The following is a 25953-nucleotide window of genomic DNA, read 5'->3' as shown; positions in this document are numbered from 1 at the left end:
CTACTGACTGGACGATTCATATGGATTCCACATTGATCTCCACGCTGGGCGACCGGCTGTACGACGCGATGACCTCGCGCATGCCCATCGCGCCGCTTAGCTCGCAGCACGAGGACCTGTCGGTCGACGACGCCTACCGGATCCAGCAGCGCTTCGTGCAGCGCCGCCTGGATGCGGGCGAGAGCGTCATCGGCAAGAAGATCGGCGTTACGTCGAAGGCGGTGATGGACATGCTCGGCGTGTACCAGCCCGATTTCGGCTACCTGCTGTCGGGGATGGTGTACGGCGAGGGCGAATGCATCGCGCTCGACACGCTGATCCAGCCGAAGGCCGAAGGCGAGATCGCCTTCGTGCTCAAGCGCGACCTGCTCGGCCCCGGCGTGACGAACGCGATGGTGCTGGCCGCGACCGAATGCGTGATGCCGTGCTTCGAGATCGTCGATTCGCGGATCCGCGACTGGAAGATCCGCATCGGCGACACGGTCGCGGACAACGCATCGTGCGGCGTGTTCGTGCTCGGCGACAAGGCGGTGAGCACGCGCAGCGTCGATCTCGCGACCTGCGGGATGGTGCTCGAGAAGAACGGCGACGTGATCGGCACCGGCGCGGGCGCGGCCGCGCTCGGCTCGCCGGTCAACGCCGTCGCCTGGCTTGCCAACACGCTCGGCCGCCACGGCATTGCGCTGAAGGCTGGCGAAGTGATCCTGTCCGGCGCGCTCGCCGCGATGGCGCCGGTCAGCCCGGGCGACAACTTCCGCGTGTCGATCGGTGGGATCGGTGCGTGTTCGGTGCGCTTCGCGTGAGCGGCGCGGTTCTCATTCACTGCTCATTTATTGCAAAACAAGGATTCCTCATGACCCGGAAAATCCGTTGCGCGCTGATCGGCCCCGGCAATATCGGCACCGACCTGCTCGCCAAGCTCATGCGCAGCCCCGTGCTCGAACCCGTCTGGATGGTCGGCATCGATCCCGACTCCGATGGCCTGAAGCGCGCGCGCGAACTCGGCCTGAAGACCACCGCCGATGGCGTCGACGGCCTGCTGCCGCACGTGCAGGCCGACGGCGTGCAGATCGCATTCGACGCGACAAGCGCCTACGTGCACGCGGAAAACAGCCGCAAGCTCAACGCGCTCGGCGTGCTGATGATCGACCTGACGCCGGCCGCAATCGGCCCGTACTGCGTGCCGCCCGTGAACCTGAAGGACCACATCGGCTCGGGCGAGATGAACGTGAACATGGTCACGTGCGGCGGCCAGGCGACGATCCCGATGGTGCGCGCGGTCTCGCGCGTGCAGCCGGTCGCATACGGCGAGATCGTCGCGACCGTCTCGTCGCGCTCGGTCGGACCCGGCACGCGCAAGAATATCGACGAATTCACGCGCACCACGGCGGCGGCCGTCGCGCAGGTCGGCGGCGCGAAGGACGGCAAGGCGATCATCGTGATCAACCCCGCCGAGCCGCCGCTGATCATGCGCGACACCGTGCACTGCCTGACCGAGGACACGCCCGACGAGGCGCGCATCGTCGAATCGGTGCACGCGATGATCGCCGACGTGCAGCGCTACGTGCCGGGCTACCGGCTCGTGAACGGGCCGGTGTTCGACGGCAAGCGCGTGTCGGTGTATCTCGAGGTCGAAGGCCTCGGCGACTACCTGCCGAAATACGCGGGCAACCTCGACATCATGACGGCCGCCGCCGCGCGCACCGCCGAAATGTTCGCCGAGGAGTTGCTGGCAGGCCGTCTCGCGCTCGCGCCACTCGCGCCGGCCGCGCCGGAAACCGCGTGATGCGCGCCATGGCGCACCCGCGCATGACGAATCAACGGACGAACAAGGAACGGCAATGAATCTCAAAGGCAAGCGAATCACCGTCCACGACATGACGCTGCGTGACGGCATGCACCCGAAGCGTCACCAGATGACGCTCGAACAGATGCGCTCGATCGCGACCGGGCTCGACGAAGCGGGCGTGCCGCTGATCGAGGTCACGCACGGCGACGGCCTCGGCGGCTCGTCGGTCAACTATGGCTTTCCCGCGCACACCGACGCGCAATACCTCGGCGCCGTGATCCCGCTGCTCAAGCGCGCGAAGGTGTCGGCGCTGCTGCTGCCGGGCATCGGCACCGTCGATCATCTGAAGGAGGCGCACGCGCTTGGCGTGCACACGATCCGCGTCGCGACCCACTGCACCGAGGCCGACGTGTCGGAGCAGCACATCGCGATGGCGCGCAAGCTCGACATGGATACCGTCGGCTTCCTGATGATGAGCCACATGAACAGTCCGGAAGGGCTCGTGAAGCAGGCGAAGCTGATGGAGGCCTACGGCGCGAACTGCATCTACATCACCGATTCCGCGGGCTACATGCTGCCCGACGACGTGAAGGCGCGGCTGGGCGCGGTGCGCGACGCGCTGCAGCCTGAGACCGAGCTGGGCTTTCACGGCCACCACAACCTCGCGATGGGCGTCGCGAACTCGATCGCCGCGATCGAGGCCGGCGCCAACCGGATCGACGGCGCATCGGCGGGGCTCGGCGCGGGCGCGGGCAATACGCCGCTCGAAGTGTTCGTCGCGGTATGCGAGCGCATGGGCATCGAGACCGGCGTCGACGTCTGGAAGATCCAGGACGTCGCCGAGGATCTCGTCGTGCCGATGATGGACTTCCCGATCCGCATCGATCGCGACGCGCTCACGCTCGGCTATGCGGGCGTGTACGGATCGTTCCTGCTGTTCGCGAAGCGCGCCGGCGACAAGTACGGCATTCCGGCACGCGACATCCTCGTCGAGCTGGGGCGGCGCGGCATGGTCGGCGGCCAGGAGGACATGATCGAGGACACCGCGCTGACGCTCGCGAAGGCGCGCGCGGCGCAAGCAAAGCGGGAGGCCGCATGAACCTGTCGACCGATATCGTCGAATCGCTCGCCGCGCATCTCGACGACTGCATGCGCGAAGCGCGCGACACCACGAAGATCACCGACCGTCATCCGGAAATGGACTGGGACGACGCGTATGCGGTGCAGGATGCGATCCGCCGCCGGCAGCTCGGGCGCGGCGCGCGGATCGTCGGCTACAAGGCCGGCCTGACGTCGCACGCGAAGATGCGCCAGATGGGCGTGAGCACGCCGGTGTTCGGATTCCTGACCGATATCTACGACCTGCCCGAAGGCGGCGAGTGCGATACGTCCGCGCTGATCCACCCGAAGGTGGAGCCGGAGATCGCATTCGTCACGAAGGCCGAGCTCAAGGGGCCGGGCTGCCATATCGGCGCGGTGCTGGCCGCGACCGACTTCGTCGTGGCCGGCATCGAGGTGATCGACAGCCGCTACCGCGACTTCAAGTTCGACCTGAAAAGCGTGGTGGCCGACAACACCTCCGCCGCGCGCTTCGTCGCGGGCGGCCGGCCGCTCGCCGTGGGCGGCGTGGATCTGCGCACGCTCGGCGTCGTGCTCGAGAAGAACGGGCTGCCGGTCGCGTTCGGCGCGGGCGCGGCGGTGCTCGGGCATCCGGCCGCCGCGATCGCGATGCTCGCGAACCATCTCGGCGCGCGTGGCGAATCGATTCCGGCCGGCAGCCTGATTTTGTCGGGCGGCATCACCGAGGCGGTGGCTGTCGCGGCTGGCGACAGCGTGACGCTGCGCGTGCAGGACATCGGCTCGATCGGCCTGCGCTTCATCTGAACGAAACAAGGAGGCCATCGTGCCGGTAGCGCATCTCTACATCCTCGAAGGCCGCGACGACGACAAGAAGGAACGCCTGATCGCCGAGGTCACGCAGGCCATTCATCGCTCGCTCGATGCACCGGTCGAATCGGTGCGCGTGATCATCACCGAGATGCCGAAGGGGCATTTCGGGATCGGCGGGCAGAGCGCGAAACAGCGCGGGCGCTGATGCGCGCCGCATCCGACAATCGATTGGGGAACGTCATGTCAAGCAATCCTGAATTTGGCCGCCGGATCGTCGCCGGCGGCATCGACACGAACTATCACGACGTTGGCGACGGTCCGCCCGTGCTGCTGATCCATGGATCGGGGCCAGGCGTGACGGCCTGGGCGAACTGGCGCCTCACGATGCCCGCGCTCGCGCAGCAGTTCCGCGTGATCGCGCCGGACATGGCGGGTTTCGGCGAGACCGAACGCCCGGCCGGCTACCAGTATTCGATGGACAACTGGGTCGACCATGCGCTCGGCCTGCTCGATGCGCTCGGCGTCGAGCGTGCGCACGTGATCGGCAATTCGTTCGGCGGCGCACTGGCGCTCGCGCTCGCCATCCGCGCGCCGGCGCGCGTAGGCCGGCTCGTGCTGATGGGCGCGGCGGGCACGCGCTTCACACTGACCGAAGGGCTCGACGCGGTGTGGGGCTATACGCCGTCGATCGCGAACATGCGCGCGCTGCTCGACGTGTTCGCGTATGACCGCGCGCTCGTGAACGACGAGCTCGCGAAGCTGCGCTACGAAGCCAGCGTGCGGCCCGGCTACCAGGAGGCGTTCGCGAACATGTTTCCGGCGCCGCGGCAGCGCTGGGTCGATGCGCTCGCGAGCGACGAAGCGAAGCTGCGTGCATTGACGCACGACACGCTGATCGTGCACGGGCGCGAGGACCGCGTCATTCCGCTAGCAAGCTCGCTGAAGCTGCTCGAATTGCTGCCGAATGCGCAACTGCACGTGTTCGGCCAGTGCGGGCACTGGACGCAGATCGAGCACGCGGCGCGTTTCAACCGTCTCGTCGTTGACCATTTCAACGAGTAGTGCATCGGCAGGACGCATTGCCGCCAGGTATCGGAAGACACGATGCGTGGCGGCAGCGCGGGAAGGTTAGCCTGAACCAACATAAGAAAAACAGTAAGCATAACGAATCATGGAGACAAGGATGAATCGGAAGGCGGCATTCGGATTGATCTCGCTCGCGGCCTGCGCGGGCATCATGTTGAGCACCGGCGCATCGGCGACGGAGGGCGGCAGTGATACGATCGGCGAGGGCGCCGAAGCGTTCTTCGCGGGCGCGCTGCCGCCGGCCGGGCTGTACGGCCTGCTTTATTACACGCATTACCATGCGTCGCGTTTCAACGATTCGCAGGGCAACAACTCGGTGCCGGGTTTCAAGCTCGATGCGGACGTGCTGATTCCGCGCGTCGTCTGGATGTCGAACCTGTCGGTGCTTGGCGGACGCTACGGCGCGTATGCGGTGCTGCCGATGGAGCATCTGGCGCTGGACGCGGGCGGCGCGTCGTTCGACCGTACCAACCTCGGCGACCTGATCGTCAGCCCCGCGCTGATCGCGTGGGGCTCGGGCGCGCTGCGCACGGTGGCCGCGATCGAATTCGTGTTTCCGACCGGCCAGTACGACCCGCATGCGGCGCTGAACACGGGCAAGAACTACTACACCGCGCGGCCAGTGTTTGCCGCCTCATGGTTGCCGAACGACAAGGTCGAGGTGTCTGCGAAGTTCACATATAGCTTCAATTCCCCGAACGACGACACGCATTACCACTCGGGCAATCTATTTCACTTCGACTATTCGGCGAGTTATGCGGTCACGCCGAAGGTGCGCGTCGGGTTATCGGGCTACTTCGTCGAGCAGACGACGAACGACATGCAGAACGGGCAGCCGGTCAACGGCGACGGCTTTCGCGGACAGACGTTTGCGATCGGGCCGGGGGTTCGCTATCAGTTCAGCAAGATCAGCCTGGAAGCGCGCGTCGTGAAGGAATTCTTCGTGCACAACCGGCCGGCTGGAGAGGCCGTATGGGCGAAGGCGGTCATCCCGTTCTGATTTGACGGCGCGGCGCCGGTTGAGTGGATATACGAAGCGAAAAGCCGGAATGTCAAATTCCATTGGACGAGCCTGACGCCAAGCACCCGATCTCCCAATGGTGTTTGCAAAGGCGACTTCAGCCCGCCCCGAGTTCGTCGAACAGCCAGTCCTGAAAGCGCTTGAGCTTCGGCAGATCCGCGCGCGATTTCAGCAGGTTGAGGGTATAGGGGGCCTGTTCGCGCCGCCGTTCGGGGTCGGCTACTACTCGGCGTGCGCCGTGAGCCGCATCCATCCCGACGAAGGCATGAAGCCGATCATCGGCTATATGGTCGCGCTCGTGATCGGCTTGATCGTCGTGGCCGCCGTACCCTGGATTTCCAACGGCTTCCTGCATTGACGCACCGCGCCGCGTCTTGCCCAGGACGCGGCGCTTTTCCCCCAAGTTCCCCAATTATTCATCGAGTACGACCATACTTCAGCCGGGCAGGTCGCCGCGCGCCTGGCGGGTGCGACTATCGCGATCACCAACAAGGTGCCGCTGACGGCCGCAGTGCTCGCGCAGCTGCCATCGTTGAAGCTGATCGCCGTTGCGGCGACCGGCACCGACTGCATCGACAAGGCCGCCTGCGAGCGGCAGGGCATTCGCGTGTCGAATATTCGCGGCTACGCGGTGAACACGGTGCCTGAGCATACCTTCGCGTTGATGCTGGCATTGCGGCGCAATCTGATTGCTTACCGCGACGACGTGCTCAACGGCGAATGGCAGAAGTCCGGCCCGTTCTGTTTCTTCAACCACGCGATACGCGACCTGGGCGGCATGACGCTGGGCATTATCGGCGAGGGCGTGCTGGGGCAGCGCGTGGCCGAGATTGCGAAGGCCTTCGGCATGCGTGTGCTCTTCGCGGCGCACAAGGGCCGCGAAGGGCTCGGGCCGCTTTACACACCGTGGGACGAAATGCTGGCAAGCAGCGACGTCATCACGATACACAGCCCGTTGACGCCGCAGACGCGCGGCATGCTCGCGCTGCCCGAGTTTCGCGCGATGAAGCGCAAGCCGCTCATCATCAATACGGCGCGCGGTGGGCTCGTCGATGAGGATGCGCTTGTGCGCGCGCTCGACGAAGGGTGGATCAGCGGCATTGGCTTCGGCGTGCTGTCGGGCGAGCCGCCCGCCGATGCAACGTGGTGCTCTGAAGGGGGCGGCGGCCGGCCGCCGTTTTCCGGCTCATCGATTGGGGCTGTTCCGTCTGGGAATGCAGCGCATAATTGGCCCATGATGATTCCCGGTTGCGACGAGGTCGTATGCGCTGCACAAACTGCGGATTCGAGAATCCCGCCAAGGCGAGATTCTGCGAAGCGTGCGGGACGCTGCTCGCGCGCGCGTGCCCCCGTTGCGGGTACGTGGCCGCGGCGGCCGCCCGATTCTGCAGTGAATGCGGGGCGCAGCTCACACAGCTCACGCAACTCACTGAGGCGCCGGAGCTGGCGCCACCGGCACAGGAGTCGCCGCCCGCGCCGATTCATTACACGCCGCATCATCTTGCTGAGCGTATTCGTGCTGAGCACGTCGCCATGGAAGCAAGAAACGAGACCTCAGGCGAACGCAAGACGATCACCGCGCTGTTCGCGGACATGGCCGGCTCCACGGCCTTGATTCATGGTCTCGACCCGGAAGAAGCCCATCACCTGATCGAACCCGTCGTGGCGCTGATGATGGAGGCCGTCCACTATTACGAGGGCTACGTCGCGAAGTCCCTGGGCGACGGCATCCTCGCGCTGTTTGGCGCGCCGATCGCCCACGAAGACCATCCGCAACGCGCGCTGTTCGCCGCGCTGCGCATGCAGCAGGCAATGCGCTGGCATGGCGATCGCATTCGTCTGGAGAAAGGCATTCCGCTGCAGATTCGCGTGGGTATTCACACCGGCGAGGTCGTCGTGCGCTCGATCCGCACCGACGATCTGCACACCGATTACGATCCGGTCGGCCACACGATCCACATCGCCTCGCGCATGGAGGGCATCGCCACGCCCACGTCGATCCTCGTGAGCGAGTCGACCCACAAACTGGCCGAGGGCTATTTCGAGTTCAAGCCGCTGGGCGCAGCCCAGGTCAAAGGCATTCCCGAGCCGCTGCCCGTGTACGAGGTGCTGGGTCCGGGTGCGCTGCGCACGCGCTTGCAACTGGCGGCCCATCGCGGTCTCGCGCGCTTCGTCGGGCGCGAGGCTGAAATGGCCCATCTCGACCGGGCGCTGGCAATGGCGCGGGCAGGGCGTGGACAGGTCGTCGCCGTGGTCGGCGAGGCGGGCGTCGGGAAGTCGCGCCTTTTCCATGAATTCAAGGAACGTTCGCGGCGAGGGTGTCTGGTGCTGGAAACGTTTTCTGTTTCACACGGCAAGGCGTTTGCCAATTTGCCGCTGATCGAGCTCATGAAGAGCTATTTTCAGATCAACGCGCAAGACGATGAGCGACGCCGCCGCGAGAAAGTCGTCGGCAAGGTGTTGACGCTCGAGCGCAGCTTCGAGGATCTGGTGCCTTATCTGCTCTATCTGCTTGGCACGGGTGAATCCGCTTCCGCGCTCGCGGACATGGATCCAAAGGTTCGGCGCGACCGGACCTTCGACGCGATCACGCAGATTCTGACGCGCGAGAGCCAAAGCCAGCCGATCGAGCTGCTCTTCGAGGACCTGCAATGGCTGGACCGGGAGACCGAGGCGTTCCTCGCATACCTGGTCGAGCGCGTGCCGGGCACCCGTGTCCTGCTGCTCGTGAACTACCGGCCGGAGTACCAGCCGGCGTGGGACAGCAGCCAGCTCCGGCTGGAGCCGCTGGGGCCGGAGCAGGCCGAGGGGCTGCTCGCGGCGCTGCTCGGCGAGCATGCCTCGCTGTTGCCGCTCAAGCAGCGCATCCTCGAAAAGACCGAGGGCAACCCGTTCTTCATGGAGGAGGTGGTGCAAACGCTCGTGGAGGAGCGCACCTTGCACGGCGAGCCCGGGCGTTATCGCGTCGACAGGATACCTTCCGCGCTGCATATCCCGACCACGGTGCAAGGCGTGCTCGCCTCACGTATCGACCGCCTCCCGCTCATGCAGAAGGAACTGCTGCAAACGCTCGCGGTGATCGGCAAGGAGTTTCCGTTCAGCCTGGTCCAGCGCATCTGCGACGGACAGCTCGCACGCACCGACGACGATCTGCGCGCGCTGCTCGCGCACCTGGAAGCCGCGGAGTTCATTTACGAGCGGCCCGCCTACCCGGAAGTCGAATATTCGTTCAAGCATGCGCTGACGCAGGAGGTGGCGGGCCACTCTCTGCTCACGGAGCGGCGCAGCGTGTTGCACGAGCGTACCGCGAAGGCAATCGAGGCGCTGTTCCCCGCGCGCATCGCGGACTACTGCAGCGAACTGGCGCATCACTACAGCCTGAGCGGCAACATTCCCAAGGCGGTGGAATACCTGCACCGCGCCGGGCAGCAAGCGCTCAGGCACGGCGCCCATCCGGACGCCATGCACCATCTCGGCGCCGCCCTGGGTCTGCTCGAGCGATTGCCCGATACGCCTGCCCGCGCGTCGCGCGAGCTGACGCTGTTGCTCTCGCTGGGCCCCGCCTTGATGAACGTGCGCGGCTATGGGGCGCCCGAGGTGGCGGCGACCTACACGCGAGCCCGGCAGCTCGGTGAACAACTCGGCGAGGTGCCGCAGCTTTTTGCGGCGCTCCTTGGCTTGCGAATTCATAACATGACGCGTGCGCAGTACGCGGTGGCGCGCGATCTGGGCGAGCAGATGCTGCGCATGGCGCAGCAGGCAAAGGATCTGGACTGGCTCATGGAGGCACACGGTGCACTCGGTGCCTGCCTGTTCCTGCTGGGCGAACTGGACGCTGCTGCCGCGCACGAAGAGCAGGCGCTGACCCTCTACGATCCCGAGCGGCATCGGACCCATGCCGTCTCGCATGGCGTGGACCCCGGCAGCCGGGCGTTGAATTTCCTGTCCTTGATACGCTGGCTGCAGGGCTATCCCGATCAGGCGCTCAAGCGAAGCACGGAGGCGCTCGTGCTCGCGCAGAGGCACGCCTACGGGCCGACATTGGCATTCACGCTGGGTTACGCAGCCGAGCTGCACCAGCTTCGGCGCGAGGCTGCGCTGGTGAAGGAGCGAGCCGAAGCGGCCATCGCCGTCTCGACCGAGCACGATTTGCCGTACTGGTTCGCGTGGGGCACCATTTTGTCGGGCTGGGCGCGCATCGAACCGGGAAGCCTGCAGGAGGGCCTCGCCCAGTTGCGCCGGGGGCTGGACGCCGAACGGTCAGCGGGTGGTGAGGAACATCGCTCCTACTTTCTGGCCTTGCTCGCCGAGTGCCAGTGGCGGGCCGGCGACATACCGGGCGGCCTGCAGACGCTCGATGCGGCCATGGCGATCACAGAGGCAACCGGTGAGCGTTTCTACGAGGCTGAATTGCATCGGCTCAAGGGAACCCTGCTGCTCGCGGCGTTGAGCGAGGACGAACGCATGCCTTCGTCCAGCGAAGACGCGCAAGCTTGCTTTCTCAAGGCGATTGCCGTGGCTCGCGCGCAAGGTGCCCACTCACTGGCGCTGCGCGCGGCGTCGAGTCTCGCGCGTCTGTGGCAGCGTGAAGGCAGATCAGGCGAGGCAACGCAGGTGCTGTCCGAGACTGTCGGCCACTTCACGGAGGGCTTCGACACCGGCGATCTGCGAGAAGCCAAGGCGTTGCTCGACGCGCTAGCATCGAGCAACGTGCGAACAAACGACGAAGGACGGGGCTAACCCGCCAGCGAGGCGACCCATGGCGACGAAGCAGACAGCAAGCCGTGAAAGAGACAACGATCCCGCAGCGCCAAAGCAGATCGCGCTGGCATTGCAGGGCGGCGGGATGCACGGCGCGTTCACGTGGGGCGTGCTCGACCGCCTGCTCGAAGACAAAAGACTCGCGATCGAAGGCGTAAGCGCGACGAGCGCCGGTGCAATGAATGGCGCCGTGCTGGCGTACGGGCTGTTGAAGGGCGGCGAAAGCGGCGCGCGCGAGGCACTGCACGACTTCTGGCATGCGGTTGCCGAGTCGGCGGAACGCTATAACCCGCTGCGCTGGGTGCCGTGGCTCAAGGGGTCGCACAGCTTCGGGCTCGACCATTCGCCGCTCTATGCATTCGCCGACATGATGCTGCGAATGTTCTCGCCCTACCAGTTCAATCCGCACAACCTGAATCCGCTGCGGGAAGTACTTGAACGCCAGGTCGACTTTGCGGCGCTGCGCAAGTCGTGCCCGATCCTGCTATACCTTTGCGCGACCAACGTGGAGACGGGCAAGATCCGCCTCTTCACGGGCGAGGACGTCTGCGCGGACGCCGTGCTCGCCTCCGCCTGTGTGCCGACGCTGTTCCAGGCGGTCACCATCGCAGGCGAGCACTACTGGGATGGCGGCTATATGGGCAACCCTGCCATCTATCCGCTGATCTATCACTGCAAGACGCGCGACGTGGTGATCGTCCATATCAACCCGCTCGTGCGGCGCGGGGTGCCGGTCACGGCGGCCGAGATTCTTAACCGGATCAGCGAAATCAGTTTCAACTCGTCGTTGATGCGCGAAATGCGCGCGATCGCGTTCGTTACCGATCTGATCCAGAAGGGTAAGTTCGCGCGCGAAGAAATGAAGGAAATGCTGATTCATTCGATCCGCTCCGACGCGGCAATGTGCGCGCTCAGCGTATCGAGCAAGTACAACGCGGATTGGAATTTCCTGTGCGAACTGCGGGACAACGGCCGAAAGGAAGCCGATGCGTGGCTCGCGAGGCACTATGTCGATATAGGCCGGCGCTCGAGCATCGACATTCGCAAGGAATTTCTCTGAGGCTGTCGATAGCGGCTGCGCAAGACCGGTGCCAGGACGCGCGGTGCGCAAAGGAGCAAGGGTGAACCTGAGGCAGGAGCGCTTCGTCGAGTTGTGGTCGCGCAACGGGGGGCAGCACGCCGACGCCGTGTATGCCGATCTCGTGCGTCGCTATGGGGAACCGGGCCGTCACTATCATACGTTGCGTCACGTTCGACGCTGCCTGCGCGATTTCGATCTGGCGCGCGATGCCATTGAGCGCCGCGATGTCGTTGAGCTGGCCCTATGGTGCCACGACGTGATATACGTGCCCGGCGCTCAGGATAACGAACAGCGCAGCGTCGACTGGGTGCTGCGCCGGGCCGACGATCGCATGGTGATGCGCGAGCGCATTTGCGACGCGATTCTCGCGACCCGGCACACCCGCGTTCCAGTCGAACTGGATTCGCGCTTTGCGTGCGATATCGATCTCGCGGCGCTCGGCGCACCGCGTCGCCGGTTTCAGGAAGACGGCATGCGCCTGAGAGCCGAACGCCCGGACCTTGACGACCACGCCTACGCCTTGCAAGAGAGCAAGATCCTGCGAGGCTTGCTCGCGCGGCCACGCATCTACCTGACCGATTACTTCCATTCACGCTGCGAGGTGCGCGCGCGCGAAAATATCGCATGGCGGCTCGGGGGGCAGAGGCTGGAATTGCAATGACAAAATGGCGTCGTTGCGTTCGAAACAGATCGTGGCGTCATTTACCGTAGCTCGCCTTCGAACTTGCTGGAACGGGACTGAAGCTGCAGTTCGGGTTTTTGTGTGCCTTGTCATTGCAGCAGGCCAGCAAGGCCTCGACCGATTTCACGTTTGCCTCATTCCATTGCGCCTCGCTCATGGTGTTGTCGGTCGGCATCCAGTGGCTAAGCGGATAACGGTTGGCGAGCGTGTCGTTCCCAGGCGCGGAAAGCTTGCCCGCCGAAAGGCCGATATAGGCCGTGCAACTCTTCTCGCTGCCTATCCGGTGGCAGCCGATACAGGCGTTGCCCGGTGTGGTGATCGTCGTGAGGCGATGCGATGAAAATGCCGCGCCGATGTTCGAATATCTCCCCCATGGGTCGGTGGGCACCTTGTCCCAGACCTGCCCGATATACGGGCTGAAGACAAACGGTCCGGCATCGTGGCAGGACACGCAGGTGGGCTTCTCCGCTGCAACCTTTGCGGGACTCATCCAGAATTCGACCGCGGAGGGACGGCCTGGCGGCGGCCTTTTCTCGTTGGGCGGCGGCACACGGGTTGCATCGAATCCTTTCGTGCCCGAAGCGGGTGCGGATTGGAACCAGCAGGTCTTGCCGTTGCCAGAGTGATGCATGACGATGTCGACTTCGTCATAGTTTGGATTCGTGTCGGCGCGCAGCGTGTTGCGACGGCAGTACGCGGCGATCTGCGTATTGCCGCGCGATAGATTCAGAATTTTCGAATACGGGATGCACTGTCCCGTTACTTCGGAGTCCGGGTGAAGTAAAGAGGGCTTGTCGCACAGCCGTGGAGATTCATTTTTCGCGGGAGGCTTGCCGTTGATCGTAATGGGTATGTCCGTTCCGTCGTTGCAGTCGAAGGCGGGAATTGCGCCGATTTCCTTCGCGCATTGCTCGGCGTATTCGAGCAATGTCTGTTCGCGAGCCCTGGCCGCAAGCGGCATGGCCATGATGCAGGCCAGTGCGAATAGCCGGATCGCTCGGCGCATCTTCACGCTCCGACTTTCATGTGCTGTTGCGCGACTTTGCGGATGGCATCGCGGTACTTGACGTAGCCGGTGCAGCGGCACAGATTGCCGCCCACCCAGGTATCGATGGCCGCTTCGAGTTGATCGGTGCCGTAGGCCTTCAAATGTTCGAGCATGGCGGTGGCCGCCATCAGGAAACCGGGCGTGCAGTACCCGCATTGAAACGCGAAGGATTCGAGGAAGGTCTGTTGCAGCGGCGAGAGCGTGGCCCCTTGCGCGAGGCTCTCTACGGTATAGATGTACTGATCCGCGACGGCGCTGACGGGCGTCACGCATGCCAGGGTTTTTTCCATCAACGCGTCCTGGCCGCTACGCATGCCTACGGTGCACGCACGGCATACGCCGATGCCGCAGCACACTTTGGTGCCCGTCAAGTCCATGCGTTCGTGAAGGAATTCAGCGAGGCTCATATCGGCATCGGCCGCTGGAACCGTGACCGCTTGCCCGTTCACGTGAATCTGCACCGCACGTCCGCTCATGCCAGTGCCTCCCGAATCATCCCGGATGTCACCGGTGTTTGCCTGAAGCGGCGCCCTGTTGCCATGGCCAGCGCATTGAGCAGCGCGGGCGCGATGGGACACATGACGGCCTCGCCGATTCCGCGTGCCCCATGGCGATCCTTGTCCGCGGGCGGCGGCAGCGTGATGAGTTCCTGGATCGGCACGTCGGTCATGCGCGTGATCAGGTACTGGTCCAGATTCCACTTGCCGTTTCCGGGGCCTTGGTCGCCGAGCGGGCACGCTTCGCTGAGCACGTTGCCGATCGCCATTGCAACAGCGCCTTGCGATTGACCTTCGACGATCTCAGGGCAAATCAGCCGGCCGGCGCTGAGCGTGGTGACGACATGCTCGATCTTGACGTGCCCGCTGGCTGGGCTGACGCTTAGCGCGACCAGCGCGGCAGCGGGCGCATAGTTGGTCCGGCCGTATCCCACTGCGTCGTGCGGCGCGATCAGCGCACCGTGAGGCAACGGCTTGAGGTTGCGCGTATCGGTGCCGACTGCCACGAAGTCGCAATCCATCTCGGCGGCTCCGGACTTGAAGGTGTACTGACGTCTCCAGAAATCGCCCGCGTAGGTCACGTGGACGGCCGCCACGGTGGGCAGCTGCATGCGTTCCATTTCGTCGAGCAAGGCGGACCAGCTGAGTGACGGGCGGCCAGGGGCCGTCAGCTTTCCGTTCGTCCACTTGAGCGCTTGCGGCGCAATGCGCGCGTTGCCCCATATCTGGCGCGCGGCGGGCAGCACGCTCTGCAACATCAGCACCATGGCCGCGCGATCCACGGCCTGATAGTGATGGAATGCCCCGAGGCACGCGCTCGACGACCCAAACGGCCCGGAAATGGGATAGCTTCGGCTGTCGTCCGGCCATTGGCCGAGCGCCCGGTAGTTGAAATCCGTAATGGAGGCGAACGCCTCGACCTCGCTCATCACGATTTCTTGCGCGTTGCGCCCGAGCCATGTGGCGGGTGCGAGTCCCAATGTGGTCGCCGCGCCATTGCCCATATCGGTGTAGTGCGTCAGCACGCGCACGTCGGCATCCGGCTGAATCTGCACCATCGCGAACACAGCGTCTTTCCCGGTGCCGTAGGCTTGATTTGACATGGCGAGCCCGACGCCATATCGCAATCCTTGCTTGCGCTTTTGCGCGCGGGTGCTTTCCCGGTTGCGCCACAGCGAGTGAGTTTCGAGCCGGTTCAGCAGTTCTTCGAGTTGCAGGTCGAACAGAATGGGCGCGCCGGTCAGCGTCTTGCCACGGCCTTTGACAAGCAGATTGTCGCGGCGAATCTCAAATGGGCTCTTGTGCAGAGACTGGGCGGCCTCGTCCAGCAACGTTTCGATGGCCAGAAAGGCTTGCGGGCCGCCGAAGCCGCGCTGTGAACCACCGAACACCTCGGGCGTCCAGGTCACCGAGCTTTGCGCAATCGCGCGCGGAATGTCGTAGCAACTCATCGAACTCATCGCCGCGAGGTCGCCCACGGCACCCGACAGGTTGGCCTTGCCGCCGCCATTGAGCTTGAACGTGCTGTCCAATGCCTGGAGCTTGCCATTGCGGTCCACCCAGATGGACTCCGTGAATTCGGTTTCGGATCGTTTCAGGCCTACCTGGAACTGTTCGTAGCGTGACTGTTGCCAGCGCAATGCCCCCTTCGCAAACGGCGCCGCAAGCGCAAGATAGAGCGGGAAGTACGATTTGTCCCGGCCGCCGAAGCCGCCGCCGGGATAACATCCGGTCACATGCACGTGATCGATATGGATCTTGCTATTGGCAAACAGGCTGCCGGCAGAGGTGGCGTCGTCGCGTGGCGATTGTGTGCCGAGCACCAGTTGCAGCACGCCGGCGTCCTGCTGATACCAGGCCAGTCCCGCTTCCGGTTCCAGAAAGACAGGGTCGATTGCGGGTGTCTGAAACGCGCCGTCGAACTGGCGCCAGGCGCTGCTTTCGACATTGCGCCTCGCCAGCGCGCGAATCTCGTCGCTCACGGTTTTGCTCTGGCTGCGGAACGCGTCGGTTGGGTTGCCATTGGTGTCCGTAACCATGCGGATGTTAGAGAACGATTTGTCGTCGTCGCGCACATAGAGTTTGGGCAACGAAAACAAGGGCGGCGGCTGGTTGTCCCGCGATACCGTTGCGCCATAGCGAATGACCGCATCGTTGAATTCGAGCAGCTTTTTCGCGCGGCGCCAGGTATCGAAGTCTTCGAAGATCAACAGGGCGACGGGCTGACCGTAGCAATCCGCCGGGTCGCCTGGCTGCGCAAAAAGATAGATATCCTTGTTCTTTCTCGGATCCGGCTTGGTCGAGAGATAAATGTGATTGTCGTTTAGCGTCTCGTTGGATATCACGGCAATGGGACGAAGCTCGCGAGGCAATACGCTGAGATCGAATCCCTCGACCTTCTTGTCGATGCAATTGCACCGCAGCGCGTATAGCCAGTTTTCCTGTTTCGGCCATCCCGCGAAGTCGCGTGCCTTGAAGTCGCGCGCGTAGATCTTCGCTCCCGTGACCTTGCGCACGCCTTCGATACGCCAGCGCGCCTTGCCGGGCTTCGGCGCCCATGCGGGCATGCCATTCACGGCTTTCTCCGGTGCCGCGGCTTCTGGCGTGGCGTGGGTGCCCGGGCCAATCGTTCCGGCGGGTTCGCTTTGTGTGCGCTGGGCAGAACACGCACCGGTCAACGCCGTGATCGAACTCACCGAGACCGTGAATGCGCCACTGCCCATGGCCTTGAGGAAGGTTCGGCGGGTGAGGGAAACATCGCAAGCCATGCTGCGTCTCCACGTATGGAAATCGAATCCTTACGGGTGTGCTTACATGATTCGGACTGTCTTTGAGGACACCTGCACCGCGTGGCCGCGCTATGGCACACGCTATTGCATGTCCCGCGCCACACGAAATCCATTGGCGTTGTAACGCACGCTGCTGTCGTATTTGAAACGCGTGGCGCTCAGCATATAGCCTGCGCCGTCTCGCCAGGAGCCGCCGCGGATTACCCGCGCCTGGCAGTTGGGCTCGTCCCACGAGCGGCCGTCGTCGGGGGCGTTCTTGTACGAGTTGTGCCAACAGTCGCTCACCCATTCCCAGACCCCGCCGGCCATGTCGTAGAAGCCATAGGGATTGGCCGCAAAAGAGCCGACATCGTCGGGGGCTTCCACGCGCCACGGCGGCCCGCAATCCTTGCAGTTCGCCGTGCCCTTGCGCATTTCGTTGCCCCACCAGTAGCGCGTTGCGGTGCCGCCGCGCGCCGCATATTCCCACTCGGCCTCGGTCGGCAGGCGGTAGGGCTTGCCGCTGATCCTGGAGAGCCATTTCACGTATTGCTGCGCGTCGTCCCAGCTCAGGTCGCGCACGGGGGCATTCGGCGCGGCGTTGCTATCGCTCGACAAGCGCGGGCAAGCGCCGGCGATGACGCACGCGTTCCACTGCGCCACGGTCACCGAATATTTCGCGAGCGCGTAGCCGTGGCCAATCGTTACGCGGTGCACGGGTTTTTCCGATGGGTCGTCGGTTTCGTTGCCCATCATGAAGTTGCCCGGCGTTACTGCGATCAACAACGGACAAGCGGGGCAGTCCTGAATATCGTGCGGGCCCGGCTTGACGGCGACGACATTGGTCTTCGCAGGCACCGCCGCTTGAACTGCTGCGGGAACCGCTACTGCGGCGGCGGGCGCCGGCTTCGCTTGTGCGGCTGGCGGTGCGGCTGCGGCTGGCGGCGCCTTCGTTTGCGCGGATGGCGACGTGGCTACAGGGGGAGCGGCCTTCGCTTGCGTGGCTGGCGGTGCGGCTGCGGGAGGCGGGGGCTTCGCTTGCGTGGCCGGCGCGGGTGCCGCGCTTGCAGCACCGCTCGCCTCGTGTGCTGCTGGCGCAGCGGGCGCTTTCGACGCCATTGCGCGCAAGCGTGCAAGACGCGCCTGGGCGAGCGGCGCGAAGCGCCCGTTCGGATACGCCTTCAGATACGCCTCATAGTCGCTCGCGTATTGGCTGTCCTTGACCGAATTCCAGAACGTGATCTCGTACTCTTCCGAGGTGTCCTTGGGCATCAGGCCAACGCGCATGACAGCAAAATCGTTACCGGAATGGACAGCGGGTATCGCGCGCGCGTAGCTGAAATGCGCTCGCAGCGCCACGGCGTGCAGCGTGCTTGCCGGAGCCGGACGGCCATGCGTTGCCGGCATGGCTGGGAGGGTCGCCGAGCTCAGGCTGAGCGAGGCCAACAGGCACACAGGCACCAATCGCCGCCACATGTTCGTTCTCCCTATCACGCAACACGAGGAGCAACATCAGGAGCAAACCCGCAGCAAATCAGGAAAACCCTGGAAGGCATCGGCTTCTCATACAGAGGTGTGCTGCCTTATTGACGCTTCAGGGTACAGACACAAACACTGTTCGTATACAACTACAAAATAGCACGCGTGCGGGCGATGCATGAGATGAATGAAGCGGTTGAAACGAAGGCGGCGCACACGCGCCGATATATGTGCATCCGGGGGAATCCGACCTAAGCTGTACATCACGCGCCGGATCGCGAGGCAGCGTGCGGATCGCCGCAGAAGGAGCAACGAGATGCAACGAAGAAAAACCTTGTTGGCACTGGCAGCGGTTGTTCTGATACCGCGTCTGGCGTTTGCCGAGCGCACCCCATCGCCGCCGGGCGCCGAGGTCTACATCATCTGGCCACCGGACGGAGCAACGATTCCAAACGGCAAGTTCTGGGTACGCATGGGTTTGCGCAACATGGGCGTCTGCCCCAAGGGCGTGAACCGGGCGAACACGGGCCATCATCACGTGCTCGTCGACACGGATCTCCCGCCGCTGGACCAGCCGATCCCGTCGGACCGCAATCATCTTCATTTCGGAGCGGGCGAAACGGAGGCCCGCATCGAGCTTCCCCCGGGCAAGCACACGCTGCAGTTGCTGATGGGCGACTACAACCACGTGCCGCACGATCCACCCGTGTACTCGAAGAAGATCACGATCACGGTGAAGTAGCGGAGCAGGGCTTACTGGCTGTTTGCAGCCAGATGCGGGAGTGCATGCCATGAACAGGATTCTTGTCTTTGTCCGTGTTTTTGCGGCCAGCCTCGTGCTGCTCCTTGGCGGCGCGGCGCACGCGGGCACGACCCCGGCCGACCCCAAGGCCATCGCCTATATCGGCTGGCCCAACAACGGCCAGGTGATGCCGGCCGGCAAACCGTTTCGCGTCTGGTTCGGGTTGCGCTACATGGGCGTGGCGCCCAAGGACGTCGAGTTCAAGAACACCGGGCATCACCATTTGCTGATCGACACCGACCTGCCGCCAATGGATCAGCCCATTCCCTCGGACCGCAACCATCTGCATTTCGGCGCGGGCGAAACCGAAACCACGATCCAGCTGCCGCCGGGCAAGCATACGCTACAGCTGCTGATGGGCGACGCTCATCACATTCCGCACAATCCACCGATCTATTCGAAGAAGATCACCTTATACGTTAAGTGATCCATACGAAGTTGATTACCGGGCATTGGCGCGCGCGATAAAGCGCGCCCAAGCGCCAGGCGTCATCAAATCCACAGCGAGCGCACGCTCGCTGCCCGCTTTCAGTCCCTCACCCAGCAACCCGCTCAACACCCGGCGCTTCAGTGTCGGCGCCGCGCCAACACAATTCGCGTGCTGAGTTGGCGCGCGCCCATCAGCGCGCGTGGCCCGCGAGCATCGGTTCAGGTGTTCGGCACACCCGTGAACATCGGCGAAGTCCCTATGCAGCGGGCGTTGCGCGGCTTTGCCGGCGCGCGGCCGCGCAACTGGCACGCCTCATGCCTTAATGGAAGCGAGCCCGCAACATTGCAGCTCAAACGCCAACACCTGGCACCTTACCTATCTGGAGAACTGTCATGAGCAAGCTGATGATCGCCGACCTGAGCGCCACCCGGGAACTCGACTGCCGTTCCATGAGCGCCGTCCGCGGCGGCTACCTGGGCCTGCCGGTCTACTACCCGGCGCCGAGCGTGAAGATCGACACCACCACCTTCAGCGCAGAACAGCTGATTGGCCAGACCAACAATATCGTGAGCAACACTGGCAACGATGTGGCGTTCGTATCGGGCATCCATTCGTCGGTCAATCCGGTGCAGACGGCGAAGAACACGATCAACTTCTTCTGATCCTGCTGCAAGACGTGGAAGCGAAAGCGCTTCCACGTCACCGCCTTCGCTTCCCATCCCATACCGCCTCGCCGTCGCGTTCCGCTCAAGGAGTCGATCGTGAACACACCGCTTTCGCCGTTGCACATGCCGTTGCACACGCCGTTTCCCGCACCTGCACGTTGCAGCACGATGGGTTTGCTGGCGCGCTTCATGGGCCTGGCGGGATTGAGTGCGGCGCTGCTGTGCGGTTGCTCGGATCTCAGCACGCCTGCTTACCACCGCCCCGACATGCCGGCCAAGCAAACCTGGGCGCACGCGCACGGCGCTGTTTCCGCGGCGGATACGGTCGACGCGCAATGGTGGAAAGCCTTCAACGACCCGTACCTGAACACGCTGATCGACAAGGCGATCTCGGGCAACGTCGACATCAAGATTCTCGCGGCACGCATTGGCGTGGCCGGTGCGCAGATCGGCGAAGTGCAGGCCGGCGCGCTGCCCACGCTCGATGCGGGCGCGGGTATCGATTACGAAAAGAGCACGGGGCAAAAGCTCACGAAGACCTATAGCGTCGGCACGCAGTTGAACTGGGACATCGACATCTGGGGCAAGGTCGAAAAAGGCGTGCAGGCCCAGAAGGCGGAATACCACGCGAGCGAGGCGGATTGGCGCGCGGGGTGGCTCACGCTCGTTGCGAATGTGGCGACCACTTATTTCCAGATTCTCCAGTTCGACGATCAAATCCGCGAGGAGCAACAGACGCTCGACAAGAACAAGCAAATTCTCACGATCTACGAGCAGATGTATGCAAATGGTGTGGCGCCGAGGACCGAGGTGCTGCGCCAGAGCGCCGAAATCAACGGCCTCGTGAACGAGCTGCTCGAGCTGCACCGCTCGCGCGATACCGAGGAAAACGCGCTGGCCACGCTGATTGGCGTGCCGGCGGGCGAGTTCAAGATGCCGGCGGGCCAGTTGCGCCAGCGCGTGAAGCTGCCCGACGTGCCGATGGGGCTGCCCGCCCAGTTGCTTGCACGCCGCCCCGATGTAGTGGCCGCGCAGTTCCGCATTCTCGAATCGTATGATGAAGTGGGCGCCGCGCGGCTCGCGCAATTGCCGACCATCAGTCTCACGGGGCGCGGCGGCACGGCCGCATTCTCGCTCTCCGACCTGTTCAAGGCCTTCACCTTCAGCTTCATGCCGAGCATCAACCTGCCGATGTTCGATCCGGGAGTGCATGCGCACATCAAGACGACCGAGGCGCAAAGCAAGGTGACTGAAGAGCAGTATCGTCAGGTGGTTTTCACGGCCTTCGAGGAAGTCGAAAATGCGCTCGTGAATCTCGACGCGCACAAAAAGCAGCGCACCGAGCTGCTCCAGCAGAACGAGCGTTTGCGCATGGTCGCGGCACAAGTGGAGGCCCAGTTGAAGGAAGGGCTCGTCTCTCAGCTCGAAGTGCTGGAGTCCGAACGTTCGCTCGCTTCCGCGGAGCTATCGCTGCTCGCCAATCACGAACAGATCCTGAGCGACACCGTCACGCTCTATAAGGCAATCGGCGGCGGGTGGCCTGCTGTCGAAGTGACCAACGTGGCATCGTCGGCTGTGGCCGCAGCCCCGGCAAGGTGAGCGAGGGTGAGCACGCGCAACGCGGCGGGACGCGCCAGTGGTTTGATTCCCGCGATCCGTCGCCTACACTTTTCTCACACTCCGATCGCCATGTGCAGGGCGCGCGGCTTCACACGGATCGCCGGTGCGCACGCAGCGCTCGTGCTGCGCGCAGTCTGGCGGGCCAATGCTGATCGTTGGCGGAATCATGGTGCCTGACGTCGCTTCGATTGCCGCTTCGAGTGCCGCTCCGATTGTTGAGAGGCAGACCACACTCGACCGGACCTTCGATATCGTGCTTCGGCCGATATCCCATCCGGAACTGGGCGAGATCCGCATCGACAAGGATCTGTTCGCCGTGGGGCGCACGCAGCCGCCTTTCGCGTCCGCGCGGCCCGAACTGGTCGTCGACGTTTCGCGCCGTCATGCGCGCATCTTCCGCGAAGGCAGCGTGGCCTACGTGGCCGACCTGGACAGCAAGAACGGCACGGCGGTCAACGGTATCGAAGTCACGCAGAAGCCCCACGTCCTGAAAGACGGCGACGAGCTCTGCTTTGCGGGCACACTCAGATACCGCGTGGGTTTCGTCCCTCGCGCGGCGCGCGCGGCAGTGCGCTCGGCCATCGTGACGCTCACGCCTGAACGCGGCGATCTGGGTTTGCAGCCGATCGTCATCAGCAGTTTTCCGTTTCTCGTGAGCAAGGCCGACGAGACCTTCGCCCAGTATCGCGAGGCCTGGCCGCATCAGGTGAACTACCTCTCGCGGCGCCACGCGCACATCTACGCCGAGGACGATGCCGTATACGTCGAAGACCTCGACAGCACCAATGGCACGTTCGTTGACGGGCAGCGCCTCGCCGAGCACGCAGTGCGGCTGGCACAAGGGCAGCGGCTCGCGTTCGGCGGCGACCACTTCGCTTACCGCGTCGGCCTCGAAAGCGCGTCGTCAACCGATTCCACCGTCACGGCCACGCGCCAGCCCGGCGCGGTCGCGCCTGCTGGCGATCCCCATGCCGCCGCCGCTTCCGGCACCGATGGTGTGTTCGATCCTGAGCGCACCACGTTCGTCGGCACCGCGCACTCGTTTCTCGACATCTTCTGCACGCCGGTGCCCGCGCAGGACGACGAGATCAACCCCGATGCGCCCGCGCGCGCGCCCGAACCGGCGCCGGACGCGCGGCGCCGGCGCGGCCGGCTCGAAGTGTTTCTCTGCGAGTTGAGCGAAGCGCTGGGCGGCAGCGGGCGCATCGACATGCGCCGCCTTGGCTGGTGGGGCGGCGGCGTGCTGGCCGCGCTCGTCGTTCTGGTTGCCGTGACGTACTTCCAGGGCGCGCCGCAGCGCGAGATGCAAGCCTTGCTCGCGAGCGGCCAATATGAAAGCGCGGCGCGTATCGCCGATCAGCACCTCGCACGCTACCCGGACGACGCTGCGTGGCGCGCGATGGGGACAGAAGCGCTCGTCAAGGCGAAGGTGCCCGAATGGATCGCCGCCATCAATGAGCATGCGTTCGATCGCGCGCAAGCCATCGTGCAGGCGATGCGCGCGCTTGCGCGCCACAACCCGGACGCAGCGCCGCTCGTGGAGAACATCGGCTGGATGGGCGCGCTGCAGTCGTTCGTGCTGGGGCGCGGCGGCCCGCAAGCGCCGATCCGCATCTATCGCGACGAAGCGCCCATCCGGGCAATCACGAGCCGCTGGAACGACGACCCCGGCGAGCATCAGCGCGCACTCGACCGGATTTCGGCCTACGTGCCGGCGTTTGCGACGGTCTATGCCGATGCGCTCAGCCACTTGCGCAAGCTGCAAAGCGACGACTCGGTCTACGTCGCCGCGCTCGAGCGCATCAAGCAGGCGATCGGCGAGGCGCTGGAGAGCGACCGTCTCGACGGGCTCGCCGCGATGCTGGCCGACTACGCTCAACGCTACCCGCGGCTGGCCGGGCTCGACGCCGTGCGCGCCGACTTCGACCAGTATCAGCAGATCGACAGCGAGGCGCACGCCGGCCATGTGCAGGCGGTGCGTGAGCGCCTCGCCGCGGCGCACTTCGCCACGCCGCAATTCGCGGCCCATGCGGCCCGGCTTGAAAGGCTCGCATCGGCAGGAGACCACGGTGAAGCTGCCCCGGCTCGTTGAGCGCCTGCGCGCGGCGCTGCACACGCTCCAGTCACGCGCGGTGGTGCCTGCTGCGCCCGAGCCGCCCCGGCCGCTTGGCGAGGCGCTCGACGATCACAGCGAGGAAGGCCTCGCGATCCTGACCGCGCGGCCATGGCGCTTGATCGAGGCGACCATCATCGCGCTGGTGGCGCTCGTGGTCTGCGGGCTCGCCTGGTCGTTCGTCGGCCGCGCGGATGTGATCGTGAGCGCGCCGGGCACGCTCTCGCCCGAGTCCGAGGTGCGCCGCATTTATGCGCCCGTGGACGGCGAGCTGGTCGATATCTATATCGCCGAGGGCCAGCCCGTGGAGAAGGACGACGTGGTTGGCCGGATCAATGCGCGCGGTGCGATCCAGGCGGCAACCAACGCGCTCGACGCGCGCCTGAAGCTTGACGACGCCGAGCGCGAGTGGAAGGAGTTCCCCGAAAAGAAGGCGCTCATGGTGCGCAAGGCCGAGGCGCTCAAGGCGCAGATCGACGTGGAAGAGCAAGCGCATGAAAACCGCGTTGCGGAAGGCACGAGCAAGCTGCAGCAGGCCGAGAACGCACAGCTGGACGAAGCGCGCGGCAACATCGACAACGCGCGCCACGTGCGCGACCTCGCGAAGGAAGAGCAGGACAAGTACGAGCGATTGTTTGCGCTGCCCGGCGGCGGAGGGATTTCGCAAAGCCAGGTAGAAGAAAAGCGCAGCGCGTTTTTGCAGGCGGACAACAACTACCGGATTGCCCAGGCGCGGCTTGCCGCGCTGCAGGCGCAGACGAGCCACGAGTTCGCGCAGGCGAAGGCGCAGCTTCAGGGCAGTGCCGAGACGCTCACGAATCTGCGTATCGAATACGATGCCACCGAGCGCGAAATCGCCAATACCGAGGACAAGCTGCGCCTGCAGGTGCAGACGGCGCGGCTGGCCGCCGACGCCGCGGCGCGCATCCGCTTCGAGAACATCGACAAGGACAACTTCCTGCTGGTGCTCGCGCCGGTCTCGGGCGTCATCACGGACGTGACCACCACGCAGCCCGGCGACAAGATTCAGGCCAACACGCCGCTGGGCGGCATTGCGCCCGCCAACGCGCGCCCGGTCGTCAAGGTGGCGATTGCCGAGCAGGACCGGGCGTTTCTGCACGAAGGGCTGCCCGTGAAGCTCAAGTTCAACGCGTTTCCTTATCAGCGTTATGGCGTGGTGGATGGCACGCTCGAATATATTTCGCCGGCCACCAAGCCCCAGGCGCAAACGCACGAGCCTGTTTATGAAGGGCGCGTGCGCCTTGCGCGCGATGACTTTTCCATTGCGGGCACGACGTATCCGCTGCGCTACGGCATGACGGCGACGGCCGAGATCGTCGTGCGCGAGCGGCGGCTCATCGATTTCGCGCTGGACCCGTTCCGGCAGGTCGCGGGCTGAAGCTCGCGGGGTGGGCGGCCGCGACCCGGAACTCACGAATCAGGATCTGAAACTCAGGGGAACGAGATGACGGCAATCGTACGTATCGATGACGAGGTGATCGGCACGGAGGATTTCATCCGGGTGCTCAAGCTCACGGGGCAGTTCGAGAGTCTGGTCGAGCAGCAGGTGCGCGACCGGCTCACCGTCATCGCGGCGAAGAAAATGGGCGTGCAGGTGAGCGCCGACGAAATCCAGCAGCGTGCCGACCAGTTCCGCCGCGTGCGCGGGCTGCATCGCGCAGCGGACATGAATCGCTATCTGGACGTGTTCGGCATCAGCCTGGACGAGTTCGAGCGCTTCATTACCGACACCCTCTATCAGGAGAAGACCTTCGACCAGATCTGCAGCGACGAGGCCGTCGAAAGCTATTTCAAGCTCAATTCGCCGAAGTTCGACAGCATCGAGGTGAGCCATATCGTGGTGGACTCCGAAGGCAAGGCGCGCGAAGTGATGTCGATTCTCGAAGACGACCCGCAGGCGTTCGGCGAAATGGCGCGCGAGCACTCGATCGCCGATACGAGCGAGCGCGGCGGCGTGATCGGCAAGGTGCTGCGCGGCTCGCTCAAGACCGACATCGAAGCGAAGGTGTTCAACGCGCAGGTGGGGGACCTGCTCGGGCCCTTTCCCGCGCCCGACGGCTCGTTCTTCGAGATCTTCTGCGTGAGTGCGAACCATCCGGCGACGCTGGATGCGGAAGTCTCCTCCGAAGTGCGCCGGCTGTTGCGCGAGGAATGGCTGGCCGAGCGCGCGCAGGAACACATCATCGACGCGCATTGAATA

General features: G+C 64.4%; 21 protein-coding genes and 2 pseudogenes. 19 read left to right on the top strand and 4 right to left on the bottom strand.

Annotation, left to right across the window (positions count from 1 at the left end):
* Positions 1 to 20 precede the first annotated feature (20 nt).
* The 12 genes and pseudogenes from dmpE (at position 21) to P5W99_RS23835 (ending at position 12289) form a co-directional block, all read left to right on the top strand.
* Positions 21 to 803, top strand: coding sequence for a 2-oxopent-4-enoate hydratase (gene dmpE, locus P5W99_RS23890; protein WP_421025851.1), 783 nt, complete (start codon positions 21 to 23; stop codon positions 801 to 803).
* Between the two features lie 50 nt (positions 804 to 853).
* Entirely contained in the window at positions 854 to 1786 is a 933-nt protein-coding gene (locus tag P5W99_RS23885) for an acetaldehyde dehydrogenase (acetylating) (protein WP_434663317.1), read from the top strand.
* 55 nt (positions 1787 to 1841) lie between these two features.
* A complete protein-coding gene (gene dmpG / locus P5W99_RS23880) occupies positions 1842 to 2888 on the top strand; it encodes a 4-hydroxy-2-oxovalerate aldolase (protein WP_421025849.1) in 1047 nt (348 codons plus the stop codon).
* Positions 2885 to 3673 (top strand): 2-oxo-3-hexenedioate decarboxylase, encoded by a 789-nt coding sequence (dmpH, locus tag P5W99_RS23875; RefSeq protein ID WP_434663314.1) that lies wholly within the window; start codon positions 2885 to 2887, stop codon positions 3671 to 3673. The genes dmpG and dmpH overlap by 4 nt, the downstream gene beginning before the upstream one ends.
* A 19-nt stretch (positions 3674 to 3692) precedes the next feature.
* Positions 3693 to 3884 carry a 2-hydroxymuconate tautomerase gene (locus tag P5W99_RS23870; RefSeq protein WP_421025847.1) on the top strand — a complete coding sequence of 64 codons (192 nt, stop codon included), beginning with the start codon at positions 3693 to 3695 and terminating at the stop codon, positions 3882 to 3884.
* A 35-nt stretch (positions 3885 to 3919) separates the two neighbouring features.
* Positions 3920 to 4741, top strand: a complete 822-nt coding sequence (locus P5W99_RS23865) for an alpha/beta fold hydrolase (protein WP_421025846.1) — start codon at positions 3920 to 3922, stop codon at positions 4739 to 4741.
* 121 nt (positions 4742 to 4862) lie between these two features.
* Positions 4863 to 5765, top strand: a complete 903-nt coding sequence (locus P5W99_RS23860) for a SphA family protein (protein WP_421025845.1) — start codon at positions 4863 to 4865, stop codon at positions 5763 to 5765.
* 208 nt (positions 5766 to 5973) lie between these two features.
* Positions 5974 to 6144 (top strand): annotated as a pseudogene (locus P5W99_RS23855) (TRAP transporter large permease subunit); the annotation flags it as partial.
* Between the two features lie 60 nt (positions 6145 to 6204).
* Positions 6205 to 6921, top strand: a pseudogene (locus tag P5W99_RS23850) (NAD(P)-dependent oxidoreductase); the annotation flags it as partial.
* A 128-nt stretch (positions 6922 to 7049) separates the two neighbouring features.
* Positions 7050 to 10526, top strand: coding sequence for an adenylate/guanylate cyclase domain-containing protein (locus tag P5W99_RS23845; protein ID WP_434663309.1), 3477 nt, complete (start codon positions 7050 to 7052; stop codon positions 10524 to 10526).
* 19 nt (positions 10527 to 10545) lie between these two features.
* The gene (locus P5W99_RS23840; protein ID WP_421025843.1) at positions 10546 to 11607 is read left to right on the top strand and encodes a patatin-like phospholipase family protein; all 1062 of its coding nucleotides are present in this window, start codon (positions 10546 to 10548) and stop codon (positions 11605 to 11607) included.
* Between the two features lie 61 nt (positions 11608 to 11668).
* A complete protein-coding gene (locus P5W99_RS23835; protein WP_421025842.1) occupies positions 11669 to 12289 on the top strand; it encodes an HD domain-containing protein in 621 nt (206 codons plus the stop codon).
* Positions 12290 to 12326: 37 nt separating this feature from the next.
* On the opposite strand, the gene P5W99_RS23830 is transcribed toward P5W99_RS23835, so the two are convergent.
* The 4 genes from P5W99_RS23830 to P5W99_RS23815 all read right to left on the bottom strand — a co-directional run bounded on the left by P5W99_RS23830 (position 12327) and on the right by P5W99_RS23815 (position 18099).
* On the bottom strand, positions 12327 to 13277 hold the full coding sequence (locus tag P5W99_RS23830) for a hypothetical protein (protein WP_434663305.1): 951 nt from the start codon (positions 13275 to 13277) through the stop codon (positions 12327 to 12329).
* A gap of 41 nt (positions 13278 to 13318) precedes the next feature.
* On the bottom strand, positions 13319 to 13834 hold the full coding sequence (locus tag P5W99_RS23825; RefSeq protein ID WP_434663302.1) for a (2Fe-2S)-binding protein: 516 nt from the start codon (positions 13832 to 13834) through the stop codon (positions 13319 to 13321).
* Positions 13831 to 16623, bottom strand: coding sequence for a xanthine dehydrogenase family protein molybdopterin-binding subunit (locus P5W99_RS23820; RefSeq protein WP_434663299.1), 2793 nt, complete (start codon positions 16621 to 16623; stop codon positions 13831 to 13833). Before P5W99_RS23820 ends, P5W99_RS23825 begins: the two co-directional genes overlap by 4 nt.
* A gap of 102 nt (positions 16624 to 16725) precedes the next feature.
* Positions 16726 to 18099, bottom strand: a complete 1374-nt coding sequence (locus P5W99_RS23815; protein WP_434663297.1) for a formylglycine-generating enzyme family protein — start codon at positions 18097 to 18099, stop codon at positions 16726 to 16728.
* 319 nt (positions 18100 to 18418) lie between these two features.
* On the opposite strand from P5W99_RS23815, the gene P5W99_RS23810 reads away from it, so the two are divergent.
* From P5W99_RS23810 to P5W99_RS23780, 7 genes are all read left to right on the top strand, one after another.
* Positions 18419 to 18844, top strand: coding sequence for a DUF4399 domain-containing protein (locus P5W99_RS23810; RefSeq protein WP_421025837.1), 426 nt, complete (start codon positions 18419 to 18421; stop codon positions 18842 to 18844).
* A 49-nt stretch (positions 18845 to 18893) separates the two neighbouring features.
* The gene (locus tag P5W99_RS23805; RefSeq protein ID WP_421025836.1) at positions 18894 to 19331 is read left to right on the top strand and encodes a DUF4399 domain-containing protein; all 438 of its coding nucleotides are present in this window, start codon (positions 18894 to 18896) and stop codon (positions 19329 to 19331) included.
* 395 nt (positions 19332 to 19726) lie between these two features.
* Complete coding sequence (locus P5W99_RS23800) at positions 19727 to 19996, top strand: hypothetical protein (protein WP_421025835.1); 270 nt, start codon at positions 19727 to 19729, stop codon at positions 19994 to 19996.
* A gap of 171 nt (positions 19997 to 20167) precedes the next feature.
* Positions 20168 to 21598 (top strand): efflux transporter outer membrane subunit, encoded by a 1431-nt coding sequence (locus P5W99_RS23795; protein WP_421027030.1) that lies wholly within the window; start codon positions 20168 to 20170, stop codon positions 21596 to 21598.
* A gap of 166 nt (positions 21599 to 21764) precedes the next feature.
* Positions 21765 to 23711: an FHA domain-containing protein gene (locus P5W99_RS23790; RefSeq protein WP_434663293.1), complete on the top strand. Its 1947-nt coding sequence runs from the start codon at positions 21765 to 21767 to the stop codon at positions 23709 to 23711.
* Between the two features lie 40 nt (positions 23712 to 23751).
* Complete coding sequence (locus P5W99_RS23785; protein WP_421027029.1) at positions 23752 to 25131, top strand: HlyD family efflux transporter periplasmic adaptor subunit; 1380 nt, start codon at positions 23752 to 23754, stop codon at positions 25129 to 25131.
* A gap of 66 nt (positions 25132 to 25197) precedes the next feature.
* Positions 25198 to 25950, top strand: coding sequence for a peptidylprolyl isomerase (locus P5W99_RS23780; RefSeq protein ID WP_421025833.1), 753 nt, complete (start codon positions 25198 to 25200; stop codon positions 25948 to 25950).
* Positions 25951 to 25953 lie beyond the last annotated feature (3 nt).

It is taken from the genome of Paraburkholderia sp. A3BS-1L (genome assembly GCF_051125215.1).
Lineage (GTDB): Bacteria > Pseudomonadota > Gammaproteobacteria > Burkholderiales > Burkholderiaceae > Paraburkholderia.
This window is presented reverse-complemented; position numbering and strand designations above follow the sequence as displayed.